The following is a 12,950-nucleotide window of genomic DNA, read 5'->3' as shown; positions in this document are numbered from 1 at the left end:
AAAGGACCGGGTCAACGCACGTGAGTCTTTTCGCAATGCAGGGCGGCAGGCGCTGGGCGGAAAAGCGGCGACACTATGATTCCTGCTAACGATCCCGTGACGGTTTGCCGCGACGAAGTTCCACCATTGCGTGTGCTCTGACACGCCGCTGATTCGATGGGTTGAACAAGGAGCCCCCTTGCGGTGGCGCACGGTTGGCGCAATCATGCAACTGTCATGATCCCAGGGTTCCGGGACGGTTTTCGCGGACCAGCGGGCATGCGAGGCGGGAGGCACTTCTCATGAGTCTGATGTCGGAGGATGCGGATCCGAGCGAGCAGCGCGCGGCGGCGCGCCCCGCCGCTGCGGCGACGCAGCCGAACCGGGTAACGTTCAACCGCCTCGAGTTGCACCGGATTCTCAATCTCTACGGCCGCATGGTCGCCGACGGCGAGTGGCGCGACTATGCCATCGATTTCCTGAAGGACCGCGCCGTGTTCTCGGTCTATCGCCGCGCCTCTGAAGTCCCGATCTACCGGATCGAGAAGGACCCGCGGCTCGCGCGCAAGCAGGGCATGTACAGCGTGATCTCGGCGACCGGCCTCATCCTGCGCCGCGGTCACGAGCTCGAGCGGGTGCTGCTGGTGATCGATCGGAAGCTGGCGGTGGTGTAGCCGCACGAACGGTGCCGTAGGGTGGGCAAAGGCGCACCGCGCCGTGCCCACCATGTTTCCTCAATCGCGCTGAAGTTGGTGGGCACGCTTACGCTTTGCCCACCCTACGGAGGCTGTCGCGTAGCGAGGCCTCGTAGCCCGGATGGAGCGTAGCGCAATCCGGGGCCGTTGTATCAGCGGATGGACCTGTCCCGGATTTCGCTGCGCTCCATCCGGGCTACAAGAGTGCCCCTACTTCCCCGGTACCGTGCTCGCACCCTCGCCGAGGTCGCGCTGCATCATCACCGTGTCTAGCCAGCGGCCGAATTTCAGCCCGACACTGGGATGCGTGCCGATCATCTTGAAGCCGCCCTTGGTGTGAACGCCGATCGAGCCGGCATTGGCGGAATCGCCGATCACCGCGATCATCTGGCGGAAGCCGCGCGCTTCGCATTCGGTGATCAGTCGCTCCAGCAGCAGAGAGCCGACGCCGCGGCGGTGGAAGGAGGGATCGAGATAGATCGAGTTCTCGACCGTGAAGCGATAGGCCGGCCGCGGCCGGTAGGCGCCGGCATAGGCATAGCCGGCCACGCGTCCGTCGAGCATGGCGACGAAATAGGGATAGCCGCCGTCGATCAGCGCGCGATAGCGGCGCGTCATCTCGGCAAGATCAGGCGGCTCCAGCTCGAATGTCGCGGTGCCTTCGCGGACGGCCTGCTGGTAGATGGCGGTGATGGCGGGGAGGTCGGCCTCGACAGTGGGCCTGATTTCGGGTGCGGACATGGCGGGAAGACTAGAGCCTTCCCGCAGCCGCTGGAAGGGGCTCCGGTGTTGCCGCACCCGTCATTGCGAGCGCAGCGAAGCAATCCAGAAATGCGTCCGCGGAAGGGCTCTGGATTGCTTCGTCGCATCAGCGCAAAATTGCTACGCAATTTTGTCGCGAGCTCCTCGCAATGACGCGGAGAGGTCACGGCCCCAAACAAAAACCCCGGCCTTTCGGCCGGGGTTCATGTCGTTCACTCGGTTGGTCGCTTAGTCGCGCTGGCCGAGGAGCTGCAGGAGCAGCGTGAACAGGTTGATGAAGTTCAGGTACAGCGACAGTGCGCCGGTGATGGCCGCACGCTCTGCGATTTCACCGCCGGCCGAGGCGTAACCGTAGATGTAGTCGTTCTTCAGCCGCTGGGTATCCCAGGCGGTGAGGCCCGCGAACACCAGCACGCCGACCACCGACACGATGAACTGCAGCAGCGAGCTGGCCAGGAACAGGTTCACCAGGCTCGCGATGACGATACCGATCAGGCCCATGAACAGGAACGAGCCCATGCCGGTCAGGTCACGCTTGGTGGTGTAGCCGTAGAGGCTCAGCGCACCGAAGGTCGCCGCGGTGATGAAGAACACCCGCACGATCGAGGTGTGCGTGAACACCAGGAAGATCGACGACAGCGAGATGCCCATCAGCGCCGCGAACACCCAGAACAGGATTTGGGCGGTCGAGGGTGCGAGACGGTTGATGCCTGCCGAGATCACGAACACCATCGCGAGCGGCGCGAGCATGAACAGCCACTTCAGGGGGCTGACGAACATCGCATAGCCAAACGGCGTCAGGAACAGCTTGCCGACGCGGACGGCTTCCGGGGTCGGAACGTCAGTCACGGCAGCCATGTAGACGCCGAGCGCGGCGAGGCCGGTGATGGCGAGGCCGATGCTCATGTAATTGTAGATGCGCAGCATATAGGCGCGCAGGCCGGCATCGACCGTCGCGGCGTCGACACGCCCGGCGGCCCTGCCGAAAGGAGAAGCGTAGTTACGGTCTAGGTCCGACATGGTCGAATTCCCGTTGGTTGGCCCGGTCCGGCATGAGGGTCGCCATGCCGCCGGTTCGTCAATTCTATCTCGGATACCGATGTCAGCCGACTAAATTCTGGCTCACAATCGGGGCTCCGAACCCATTAGATATGTGGGAAACTAACACATTAGCTGCAACCGTCCACGCGCGGCTGAATGTCGCCCTCACCCCACGATCCCGACGGGCAGTCGTGGTTAATCGCAGGAATCGTGCGATTCCGCTTCCGCGCCGCCACCCGCTACATTTTGTCACAAATTCCGCAACACCGTGGCAGGCTTTTTGTTCAACGCCAGCAGCGTGCCGGCGAGCCCGAGCCCGACCGTGACGACCAGAGCGGCCGCGACCACGCCGGCCGCGCTGCCGGCCTGCCAGACGAAGCTCAGCGTCATCAGCCGCGTCACGATCATCCAGGCTGCGATGCTGCCGGCGATCACGCCGAACAATGCGGTGGCGAGGCCGATCAGGAGGTATTCGAGCGCATAGGCTCCGAGCAGCCGCAGCCGCGTCGCGCCAAGCGTCTTCAGGATCACCGCATCGTAGACCCGGTGGCGATGGCCGGCGGCGAGCGCCCCGCCCAGCACCAGGATGGCCGAGATCAGGGTCACGGCGCTGGCGCCGCGGATCGCCAGCGCCAGGTTGGTCACCACCGAGCCGACCGTCTCCATCACCTCGCGCACGCGCACGCTCGTCACCATCGGATAGGCGTCCGCCACCTGCTTGATGATCTTGCCGTCGCCCGCGGCATCGCCGCCGGCTTCGGTCAGCGTTGCGACATGGGTATGCGGTGCGCCCTTGAACGCGTTCGGCGAAAAGACGAGGACGAAGTTGATGCCGAGGCCCTGCCAGTCGATGGTGCGCAGATTGCCGATTTTGGCCGGGATGTCGCGGCCGAGCACGTTGACCACGACCTCGTCGCCGAGCTTGAGGCCGAGGCCGTCGGCGATCTTCTTTTCCATCGAGACCAGCGGCGGGCCGGAATAGTCGGCGCTCCACCACTCGCCCTCGACCACCTTGGAGCCCTTTGGCAGCTCGCCGGTGTAGGTCAGGCCGCGGTCGCTCTGCATCACCCATTCGGAATCGGTGGAGGGCTTGAGCTCCTCGGCGCGCAACCCGCGCGCTCCGACGATGCGGCCGCGCAGCATCGGCACGTCCTCGACCTTCGCGCCGGGAGCGATCTGGTGCAGATAACCGTCGAACTGCTCGGCCTGCGTGCTCGGGATGTCGATGAAGAAGAACGATGGCGCCTGGTCGGGGAGCGCCGCCAGGAACTGCCGGCGCAAATTGCCGTCGATCTGGGTGATGGTGACCAGCACGGCAAGCCCAAGGCCGAGCGAGAGCACGACGGACGGCGTCAGCGCGCCCGGCCGGTGGATGTTGGCGATCGCCAGCCGCAGCATCGGCAACTGCGTCCGTGGCAGGCGTCGCGCCAACGCCATCAGCAAAGCGGCGATGCCGCGGAGCAGGGCGAACACGACGACGGAGGAGGCCACGAACACCGCGGCGATGCGCTTGTCGAAGGACAGGCCGATCACGACGGCGACGAGCAGGACGATCACGAGCCCCATGAACACGAGATAGCCCACACGCGGCCGGTGCCATTCGGAGCTGATGGTGTCGCGGAACAACGCGGCCACCGGCACGTCATGCACGCGACCGAGCGGCCACAGGCCGAAGGCCAGTGCGGTGAGGAGGCCATAGACGAAGGACAGCGCGAGCTCGTCGGCATGCACGGCCGGCACCACCGGCAGCGGCAAGAGCTTGCCGAACAGGCCGACGATGGCGAAGGGCATCGCGGCGCCGAGCGCAAGGCCGATCACCGAGCCGATGGCGGCGAGCAGGATGACCTGCGCGAGATAGATGCCGAACACGTCGCGGCCGGTGGCGCCGACGGCCTTGAAGGCCGCAATCACCTCGAGCCGGCGGTCGATATGGCTCTTCACGGCATTGGCAACGCCGACGCCGCCAACCAGCAGCGCGGCGAGACCGACCAGCGTCAGGAATTGCGTGAAGCGGTTGATGTTGCGCTCGAGCTGCGGCGAGGCGTTGGAGCGGCTGCGGATCTCCCAGCCGGCCTGTGGCGCGGCGTTGCGCGCATCCGCGATGAAGGCCTCGGTGGCACGCTCGCTGTTGGCGGCGGCAGGCAGCTTCACCCGGTAGACCCAGCGCACCAGGCTGCCGGGCTGGATCAGGCCGGTGGCGTGCAAGCCCGCTTCGCTGATCAGGAAGCGCGGCCCGAAGCCGATGCCGCCGGCGAGCTTGTCCGGTTCGGCCTCGACAGTAGAGCGGATCTGGAAGGTCGCCGAGCCGATGGTGACGCGATCGCCGGTCTTCAGCGAGAGCCGCGCCAGCAGCGTCGGATCGGCGGCCGCGCCGAACGCGCCGTCACGCTCCGCGAGCAGATCGGACATCGCCAGCTGCGGCGCAAGTTTGAGCTGTCCGAGCATCGGATAGGTGTCATCGACCGCCTTCATCTCGACCAGTGCCAGCTTGCCATCGCTCGAGCGCGCCATGCCGCGCAAGGTCGCAGCGGTCGAAACCGTGCCGCGCGAACGTAGGAACGCGACCTCTTCCGGTTTCGCTTCGCGCTGGAACAGCACGAAGGAGACGTCGCCGCCGAGCAGGGTGCGGCCTTCGCGCGCGAGCCCGTCGCTGAGGCTCGACGAGACCGAGCCGACGCCGGCGATCGCCATCACGCCGAGCGCAATGCAAGCGATGAAGACGTAGAAGCCGCGCAGGCCCCCGCGCAACTCGCGCAGCGCATAGCGGAGCGACAGCGCGACGCCGTTGGGCTTCACGAACGGTTCGGCAGCGGTGCTCATGCCGGTGCGGACTGCGTGTCGATGCGCCCGGAGCGCAGGCGGATGACGCGATCGCAGCGATGCGCGAGCGAGGAATCATGCGTGACCAGCACCAATGTCATGCCGCGCTCGGCATGCTTGCTGAACAGCAGGTCGACGATCTGCCTTCCCGTGGCCTCGTCCAGATTGCCGGTCGGCTCGTCGGCGACGAGAATGGCCGGATCGGGCGCCAGCGCGCGCGCGAGCGCGACGCGCTGTTGCTCACCGCCGGAGAGCTGCGTCGGATAGTGATGCAGGCGGTCGCCGAGCCCGACCGATTGCAGCTCCTGCGCCGCGCGCTTTGCGGCATCCGGATTGCCGGCGAGCTCGAGCGGCACCGCGACGTTTTCCAGCGCCGTCATGGTCGGGATCAGATGGAAGGACTGGAAGACGATGCCGACGTGGCGGCCGCGGAAGCGGGCCAGGGCATCCTCGTCGAGGGCATTGAAAGGCGTGCCTGACACCACCACCTCTCCACTATCAGGACGCTCCAACCCCGCCATCACCATCAGCAGCGTGGATTTGCCCGAGCCTGACGGGCCGATCAGGCCGATCGTCTCGCTCCGGCCCACACGCAGGCTGATATCCTTGAGGATGTGAACGCGTGCCGCGCCCGTGCCCAATGAGAGATTGACGTTGGAGATGGCGATGGTGTCCGCGGCGGTAGCGGCGAGCGAAGAGGTTTCGATGCGACTGTCCATGGTCCGGTCATATGGCAACTCCGATAGCGCGGTCGAGAGGCGTTACGGATTGTTCATGCACATAGCCGTGTTGATGCTCGCTTTGATGACGATTGCGAACCCCGCTTGGGCGGACGCGACAAAACCGGTCAAGCTTGTCGTTCTCGGCGATTCCCTCAGCGCGGGTCTTGGCCTCCCGGCCCAGGACGCATTCCCCCAGAAACTGAAAAAAGCCTTGCAGGCCAAGGGTATAGTGGTCGACATGACCAATGCCGGGGTGTCCGGCGACACCACGTCCGGCGGCCGCGACCGGCTCGACTGGTCGGTGCCGGAGGGAACCGACGGCGTCATCGTCGAGCTCGGCGCCAACGACGCGCTGCGCGGGATCGATCCCGATTTGACGCGCGCCGCGCTCACCGACATCATTCAGCGGCTGAAGGCACGCAAGATCGCGGTGATGCTGTGCGGCATGCTGGCGCCGCCGAATTATGGCGCCGATTACGCTGCACGCTTCAATTCGATTTATCCGGATTTGGCGAAGAAATTCGATGTGGCGCTCTATCCGTTCTTTCTCGAGGGCGTCGCCGCCGATGCGAAGCTCAACCAGGCTGACGGCATTCATCCGACCGCAGCCGGCGTCGACATCGTCGTCGGCAACATCATGCCCACGGTGGAGGCATTCCTTGGCACGATCGCTGAGCAACGGCGTTGAAAAGCAGGCAGCGCTCACCGTAATTCCCAGGGTTTTACGGGGGTGGCTCGCGTGATGCTTCGCAGAGTCACACAACTGCGATAGGAATCAGGGTACCGGTTGATTCGTCGCCGGCTCTAATTTGGATATGATCCTGCTCAGGGATTGTACCCAAGCATCGGGAGTGCGAAACGATGCCGCGTTTGTTCACTGGTCTGGAAATTCCGGCCGAGATCGGCCAGTCGCTTTCCAACTTGAGGGGTGGCCTTCCCGGCGCCCGGTGGATCGATCCCGAAAACTATCACGTCACTCTGCGCTTCATCGGCGATATCGACGGGCTGTACGCCAACGAGATCGCATCGATGCTGTTTCGCGTCGACCGCAAGCCGTTCGAGGTGAAGGTGCAGGGGCTCATGAGTTTTGGCGGCCGCAAACCGAGGGCAGTCGTTGCGACGATCGCGCCCAGCAAGCCGCTGATGGAATTGCAGGCCGAGCTCGAACGCATGATGCAGCGGATCGGCCTCGACCCCGAGGGGCGCAAGTTCATCCCGCATGTGACGCTGGCCCGGCTGCACGATGCCTCCGACCGCGACGTCGCCGACTATCTCTCGCTGCGCGGCTACTTCCCGAGCAAGGCGTTCATGGCCGAGCGCTTCGTGTTGTTCTCGTCGCGCGCATCCACGGGCGGCGGGCCGTATGTCGTCGAGGACGCCTACGAGCTGTGTGAGTAGCACCGCTCTCGTGCCCCGGCCGCAGAGCCGGGGCCCCTCCGTTCAGCGAGAATGGACGAAACAGTGGGTGGCTCTGCGGAGCGGCACTTCGCGCCGCACCGCGTCCGGGACACCAGCGCATGCCTCTCGCATCAATTCACGGCTTGCAATTTCCGCCAGTCTCTGGCCGTAAAGGGCCATGCTCTCGACCCCCAGTTCCACGTTCCGCGAAGCCTATCAGGCCCAGATCGCCTCAGGCGCGATCGAGCCCGATGCCGCGCAGGCCGAGGTCGCCGAGGCCTATGCGGCGCTCGACCAGCGGCTCGCCGACTACAAGCCGCAGCGCAAGCAGGGCCTGCTCAGCCGCCTGTTCAGCAGCGACAAGGACGAGGCGCCGCGCGGGCTCTACATCCATGGCGAGGTCGGCCGCGGCAAGACCATGCTGATGGATCTGTTCTTCCAGCACTCTTCCGTCGAGCACAAGCGGCGCGCGCATTTCCACGAATTCATGGCGGAGGCGCATGAGCGCATCTACGACTATCGGCAGAGCATTTCGCGCGGCGAGATCGCCGATGGCGACGTCATCGCGCTGACCGCGAACGCGATCTTCGAGGAGAGCTGGCTGCTCTGCTTCGACGAATTCCACGTCACCGACATTGCGGATGCGATGATCCTCGGACGCCTGTTCGCGAAACTGTTCGAGCTCGGTACGGTGGTGGTCGCGACCTCCAACGTCGCGCCCGACGATCTCTACAAGGGCGGTCTGAACCGGTCGCTGTTCCTGCCCTTCATCAAGCAGATCACCGACCACATGGACGTCGCGCGGCTCGATGCGCGCACCGACTTTCGGCTCGAGAAGCTTCAGGGCGTGCCGATGTGGCTGACGCCGGCAGACGTCGATGCGGATGCCGCGCTCGACCGCGCCTGGTCCAAGATGTCGGGCGGCGCCAAATGCAAGCCGCGCGATATTTCGATCAAGGGGCGCATCCTGCACGTGCCGTGCTCGGCCCATGGCGTCGCGCGCTTTTCCTTCGCCGATCTCTGCGAGAAGCCGCTCGCGGCATCGGACTACCTCAGGCTCGCACACGACTATCACACCATCCTGGTCGACCATATTCCAGTGATGGACTTGTCCCAGCGCAATGCCGCCAAGCGCTTCATCACGCTGATCGACACGCTCTATGACAATGCGGTGAAGCTGATGGCTTCGGCCGATGCCAACCCGATCTCGCTCTACCTCGCCCATGAAGGCAACGAGGCCAACGAGTTCAAGCGGACCGCCTCGCGCCTGATCGAGATGAGCTCAAAATCCTATCTGGCGCTGCCCCACGGCCGCAAGGATTCCACCGCCAGCGGCTCCACCAAGGGCCTGGTAGAGACTTAAGTCCTATTTGCCAGCGCTGTCATTTCCGGGGCGCGACTTAAGTCGCGAGCCCGCAATCCATCGCGCCACCAACTCTGCCGCCCGATGGATTCTGGGCCTTCGCCTGTCGGCGCATCCCGGAATGACAGGGATGCGCTTGAATACTCGGCAAGCCCGACAATTGGGCATCCACCGACTTGAACGGGGGAGGCGAAAGGGATAACCACCCGTCTCAGTTTTCCCTCCTTACGTGTCTAAAGGACAGGTTCACATGGCGCGCGACAAGATTGCTTTGATTGGCTCCGGTCAGATCGGCGGAACGCTGGCTCACCTCATCGGCCTGAAAGAACTGGGCGACGTCGTGATGTTCGACATCGCCGAGGGCGTGCCGCAGGGCAAGGCGCTCGACATCGCGCAGTCCTCGCCGGTCGACGGCTTCGATGCGCACTACAGCGGCGCCAACTCCTACGAAGCGCTCGACAACGCCAAAGTCTGCATCGTCACCGCGGGCGTGCCGCGCAAGCCCGGCATGAGCCGCGACGACCTCCTCTCCATCAACCTCAAGGTCATGGAGCAGGTCGGTGCCGGCATCAAGAAGTACGCGCCCGACGCATTCGTCATCTGCATCACCAACCCGCTCGACGCGATGGTGTGGGCGCTGCAGAAGGCCTCGGGCCTGCCGCATAAGAAGGTCGTCGGCATGGCCGGTGTGCTGGATTCGGCGCGCTTCCGCTACTTCCTGGCCGACGAGTTCAACGTCTCGGTCGAGGACGTCACCGCCTTCGTGCTCGGCGGCCATGGCGACACCATGGTGCCGTTGGTGAAGTACTCCACCGTCGCCGGCATCCCGCTGCCCGACCTCGTCAAGATGGGCTGGACCTCGCAGGCGCGCCTCGACGAGATCGTCGACCGCACCCGCAATGGCGGCGCCGAGATCGTCAACCTGCTCAAGACCGGCTCGGCCTTCTACGCGCCGGCGGCGTCCGCGATCGCGATGGCCGAGAGCTATCTGCGTGACAAGAAGCGCGTGCTGCCCTGCGCCGCCTATCTCAATGGCGAGTACAGCGTGAAAGACATGTATGTCGGCGTTCCCGTCGTGATCGGCTCCAAGGGCGTCGAGCGCGTCGTCGAGATCGAACTCGCGGGCAAGGATCGCGAGGCCTTCGACAAGTCGGTCGGTGCCGTGAAGGGTCTGGTCGACGCCTGCAAGAAGATCGCACCCGATCTTCTCGGCCGCTAAGCGCGAGCAAATCCCCGCCGAAGCCCGAAAACCGGTCTTCGGCGGTTTCATTTCCGGGGCCCGGCCGCAGCACTTGTTGAGGGCTCGGCAGGCTTCCCGGGTTCGACAGTCCAGAGACCGAAGTCAAAGAATCCGGGTTGCAGTTCCTGTGGTATATGGTATGCCAGCCACAAGACAGAGGTGGGCCGTTGAGGTCACCGCCCGCGGGTTCAGGGAGCGACCATATGAATATCCATGAATATCAGGCCAAAGCGCTGCTCAGCGAGTTCGGCGTTGCGATCTCCAAGGGCGTGCCCGTCCTGAAGCCCACAGACGCGGAAGCTGCCGCCAAGGCGCTGCCGGGCCCGGTCTGGGTGGTGAAGAGCCAGATCCATGCCGGCGGCCGCGGCAAGGGCAAGTTCAAGGAAGCTTCCGCCGGCGACAAGGGCGGCGTCCGCATCGCCAAGTCGGCCGCGGAGGTCTCCGAATTCGCCAAGCAGATGCTCGGCGCGACCCTCGTGACCGTGCAGACCGGCCCCGCCGGCAAGCAGGTCAACCGCCTCTACATCGAGGACGGCTCCGACATCGACAAGGAGTTCTATCTCTCGATCCTGGTCGACCGCGAGACCTCGCGCGTCTCCTTCGTCGTCTCGACCGAAGGCGGCGTCAACATCGAGGACGTCGCGCACAACACGCCCGAGAAGATCGTGACTTTCTCGGTCGATCCCGCCACCGGCATCATGGGCCATCACGGCCGCACCGTTGCGAATGCGCTCAAGCTCTCCGGCGATCTCGCCAAGCAGGCCGAGAAGCTCACCGCGCAGCTCTATGCCGCCTTCGTCGCCAAGGACATGTCGATGCTGGAGATCAACCCGCTGGTCGTGACCAAGCAGGGCCAGCTCCGCGTGCTCGACGCCAAGGTCTCGTTCGACGACAACGCGCTGTTCCGTCATCCCGAGGTGCTCGCGCTGCGCGACGAGACCGAGGAAGACGCCAAGGAAATCGAGGCGTCGAAGTACGACCTCAACTACGTCACCCTCGACGGCAACATCGGCTGCATGGTCAACGGCGCCGGACTTGCCATGGCGACGATGGACATCATCAAGCTCTACGGCATGGCGCCGGCGAACTTCCTCGATGTCGGCGGCAGCGCCAGCGTCGAGAAGGTTGCGGCCGCCTTCAAGATCATCACCGCGGACCCGAACGTAAAGGGCATCCTGGTCAACATCTTCGGTGGTATCATGAAGTGCGACGTGATCGCCGAGGGCGTCACCGCCGCCGTGCGGCAAGTCGGCCTCACCGTGCCGCTGGTGGTTCGTCTCGAAGGCACCAATGTCGAGCTCGGCAAGAAGATCATCCGTGAATCCGGCCTGAACGTGGTGCCGGCGGACAATCTCGACGACGCCGCGCAGAAGATCGTGAAGGCCGTCAAGGGAGGCTAACGCCATGGCCCAAGACCATCTCGCCGCATCATCCCCACTTGCAGAGCATGCGCGTCTCGCCGCGTTCGCCGGCGAATGGAATGGCGAAGAAGTGGTCTTTCCGTCACGCTGGACGGAGGGCGGACCGGCGACCTCTCACGTCGTCGCGCGCATGGACCTCAACGGGTTCTACCTGATCCAGGACTCGGTCCAGATGCGCGACGGCAAGCAGATCTTCGCCACCCACGGCATCTTCACCTACGACCGCGACGACCGGACCTACAAGCTGTTCTGGTACGACTCGCTCGGCTACACGCCGCCCGCGCCCGCCTCCGGCGGGTGGGTTGGCAAGACCCTGACCCTGGTGCGCGGCTCGCTCCGCGGCAATGCACGCCACGTCTACGAGATCATCGACGACGATTCCTACTCGTTGAAGGTCCAGTTCTCGCCGGACGCGGAAGGCTGGGCCGACGTTCTCACCGGCGTCTATCGCCGCATCCACTGACCCCTCACTCGTTAGTTCGCGAAAGCAGACCTCATGTCCATCCTGATCGACAAGAACACCAAGGTCATCTGCCAGGGCTTTACCGGCAAGAACGGCACCTTCCACTCCGAAGCCGCGATGGCCTATGGCACCAAGATGGTCGGCGGCACCTCGCCGGGCAAAGGCGGCTCGACGCATCTGGGCCTGCCGGTGTTCGACACCGTGCGCGATGCGCGTGAGAAGACCGGGGCCGATGCCTCGGTGATCTACGTGCCGCCGCCGGGCGCGGCGGACGCGATCTGCGAAGCCATCGACGCCGAGATCCCGCTGATCGTCTGCATCACCGAGGGCATTCCTGTGGTCGACATGGTGCGCGTGAAGCGCTCGCTGATCGGCTCCAAGTCGCGTCTGATCGGGCCGAACTGCCCGGGCGTCATGACCGCCGGCGAGTGCAAGATCGGCATCATGCCCGCCAACATCTTCAAGACCGGCAGCGTCGGCATCGTCTCCCGCTCCGGAACGCTCACTTACGAAGCCGTGTTCCAGACCTCCCAGGAAGGCCTCGGCCAGACCACCGCGGTCGGCATCGGTGGCGACCCGGTCAAGGGAACCGAGTTCATCGACGTGCTCGAAATGCTGCTCGCCGACCCCAAGACGGAATCGATCATCATGATCGGCGAGATCGGCGGTTCCGCCGAGGAGGACGCCGCCCAGTTCCTCAAGGACGAGGCCAAGCGCGGCCGCAAGAAGCCGATGGTGGGCTTCATCGCCGGTGTCACCGCACCTCCCGGCCGCCGGATGGGTCATGCTGGCGCAATCATCTCGGGCGGCAAGGGCGACGCTGGTTCCAAGACCGAAGCGATGAAATCGGCCGGAATCACGGTCTCTCCGTCGCCGGCGCGCCTCGGGCATACGCTTGCCGAAAAATTGAAGGGCTAATTCACTTCTTCGTGCTTTTCCGGGCGAAGTTTCGTAGCAAATAGGATAAATGGTGCCTGTCGCGCCGGGCCTCTGCCGGGGAGCCCGACGCCAGCGCCGTTTGTTATGCGCGAACCGAAATCGCCAGG

General features: G+C 64.7%; 12 protein-coding genes. 8 read left to right on the top strand and 4 right to left on the bottom strand.

Features of this window, described 5'->3' with window-relative positions:
- Nucleotides 1–281: 281 nt before the first annotated feature.
- Entirely contained in the window at nucleotides 282–653 is a 372-nt protein-coding gene (locus tag NLM27_RS32830; RefSeq protein ID WP_254147217.1) for a DUF2794 domain-containing protein, read from the top strand.
- Nucleotides 654–884: 231 nt separating this feature from the next.
- Here the strand turns inward: NLM27_RS32830 and NLM27_RS32825 are convergent, their stop codons facing one another.
- The 4 genes from NLM27_RS32825 to NLM27_RS32810 form a co-directional block, all read right to left on the bottom strand.
- Nucleotides 885–1,415 (bottom strand): GNAT family N-acetyltransferase, encoded by a 531-nt coding sequence (locus NLM27_RS32825; RefSeq protein WP_254147216.1) that lies wholly within the window; start codon nucleotides 1,413–1,415, stop codon nucleotides 885–887.
- A gap of 249 nt (nucleotides 1,416–1,664) precedes the next feature.
- Complete coding sequence (locus tag NLM27_RS32820) at nucleotides 1,665–2,456, bottom strand: Bax inhibitor-1/YccA family protein (RefSeq protein WP_254147215.1); 792 nt, start codon at nucleotides 2,454–2,456, stop codon at nucleotides 1,665–1,667.
- A 270-nt stretch (nucleotides 2,457–2,726) separates the two neighbouring features.
- Nucleotides 2,727–5,297, bottom strand: coding sequence for an ABC transporter permease (locus NLM27_RS32815; RefSeq protein WP_254147214.1), 2,571 nt, complete (start codon nucleotides 5,295–5,297; stop codon nucleotides 2,727–2,729).
- Nucleotides 5,294–6,016: an ABC transporter ATP-binding protein gene (locus NLM27_RS32810; protein WP_254147213.1), complete on the bottom strand. Its 723-nt coding sequence runs from the start codon at nucleotides 6,014–6,016 to the stop codon at nucleotides 5,294–5,296. The genes NLM27_RS32815 and NLM27_RS32810 overlap by 4 nt, the downstream gene beginning before the upstream one ends.
- Before the next feature lie 55 nt (nucleotides 6,017–6,071).
- On the opposite strand from NLM27_RS32810, the gene NLM27_RS32805 reads away from it, so the two are divergent.
- The 7 genes from NLM27_RS32805 (at nucleotide 6,072) to sucD (ending at nucleotide 12,822) form a co-directional block, all read left to right on the top strand.
- Nucleotides 6,072–6,707, top strand: coding sequence for an arylesterase (locus NLM27_RS32805; protein WP_254147212.1), 636 nt, complete (start codon nucleotides 6,072–6,074; stop codon nucleotides 6,705–6,707).
- Between the two features lie 173 nt (nucleotides 6,708–6,880).
- Nucleotides 6,881–7,417 (top strand): RNA 2',3'-cyclic phosphodiesterase, encoded by a 537-nt coding sequence (thpR, locus tag NLM27_RS32800; protein WP_254147211.1) that lies wholly within the window; start codon nucleotides 6,881–6,883, stop codon nucleotides 7,415–7,417.
- A 178-nt stretch (nucleotides 7,418–7,595) separates the two neighbouring features.
- Entirely contained in the window at nucleotides 7,596–8,780 is a 1,185-nt protein-coding gene (zapE, locus tag NLM27_RS32795) for a cell division protein ZapE (RefSeq protein WP_254147210.1), read from the top strand.
- Between the two features lie 250 nt (nucleotides 8,781–9,030).
- Nucleotides 9,031–9,999 carry a malate dehydrogenase gene (mdh, locus tag NLM27_RS32790; RefSeq protein WP_254147209.1) on the top strand — a complete coding sequence of 323 codons (969 nt, stop codon included), beginning with the start codon at nucleotides 9,031–9,033 and terminating at the stop codon, nucleotides 9,997–9,999.
- Between the two features lie 224 nt (nucleotides 10,000–10,223).
- Nucleotides 10,224–11,420: an ADP-forming succinate--CoA ligase subunit beta gene (sucC, locus tag NLM27_RS32785; protein WP_254147208.1), complete on the top strand. Its 1,197-nt coding sequence runs from the start codon at nucleotides 10,224–10,226 to the stop codon at nucleotides 11,418–11,420.
- A gap of 4 nt (nucleotides 11,421–11,424) precedes the next feature.
- Complete coding sequence (locus NLM27_RS32780; RefSeq protein ID WP_254147207.1) at nucleotides 11,425–11,904, top strand: DUF1579 family protein; 480 nt, start codon at nucleotides 11,425–11,427, stop codon at nucleotides 11,902–11,904.
- A 33-nt stretch (nucleotides 11,905–11,937) separates the two neighbouring features.
- A complete protein-coding gene (gene sucD / locus NLM27_RS32775; protein ID WP_166811271.1) occupies nucleotides 11,938–12,822 on the top strand; it encodes a succinate--CoA ligase subunit alpha in 885 nt (294 codons plus the stop codon).
- Nucleotides 12,823–12,950: the final 128 nt, after the last annotated feature.

The organism is Bradyrhizobium sp. CCGB12 (assembly GCF_024199845.1).
Taxonomy (GTDB): Bacteria; Pseudomonadota; Alphaproteobacteria; order Rhizobiales; family Xanthobacteraceae; genus Bradyrhizobium.
This window is presented reverse-complemented; position numbering and strand designations above follow the sequence as displayed.

Bases quoted from the DNA above. Each gene is read 5' to 3' on its own strand.
- NLM27_RS32830 (WP_254147217.1), top strand. From the start codon at position 282: ATGAGTCTGATGTCGGAGGATGCGGATCCGAGCGAGCAGCGCGCGGCG.
- NLM27_RS32825 (WP_254147216.1), bottom strand. From the start codon at position 1,415: ATGTCCGCACCCGAAATCAGGCCCACTGTCGAGGCCGACCTCCCCGCC.
- NLM27_RS32820 (WP_254147215.1), bottom strand. From the start codon at position 2,456: ATGTCGGACCTAGACCGTAACTACGCTTCTCCTTTCGGCAGGGCCGCC.
- NLM27_RS32815 (WP_254147214.1), bottom strand. From the start codon at position 5,297: ATGAGCACCGCTGCCGAACCGTTCGTGAAGCCCAACGGCGTCGCGCTG.
- NLM27_RS32810 (WP_254147213.1), bottom strand. From the start codon at position 6,016: ATGGACAGTCGCATCGAAACCTCTTCGCTCGCCGCTACCGCCGCGGAC.
- NLM27_RS32805 (WP_254147212.1), top strand. From the start codon at position 6,072: ATGCACATAGCCGTGTTGATGCTCGCTTTGATGACGATTGCGAACCCC.
- thpR (WP_254147211.1), top strand. From the start codon at position 6,881: ATGCCGCGTTTGTTCACTGGTCTGGAAATTCCGGCCGAGATCGGCCAG.
- zapE (WP_254147210.1), top strand. From the start codon at position 7,596: ATGCTCTCGACCCCCAGTTCCACGTTCCGCGAAGCCTATCAGGCCCAG.
- mdh (WP_254147209.1), top strand. From the start codon at position 9,031: ATGGCGCGCGACAAGATTGCTTTGATTGGCTCCGGTCAGATCGGCGGA.
- sucC (WP_254147208.1), top strand. From the start codon at position 10,224: ATGAATATCCATGAATATCAGGCCAAAGCGCTGCTCAGCGAGTTCGGC.
- NLM27_RS32780 (WP_254147207.1), top strand. From the start codon at position 11,425: ATGGCCCAAGACCATCTCGCCGCATCATCCCCACTTGCAGAGCATGCG.
- sucD (WP_166811271.1), top strand. From the start codon at position 11,938: ATGTCCATCCTGATCGACAAGAACACCAAGGTCATCTGCCAGGGCTTT.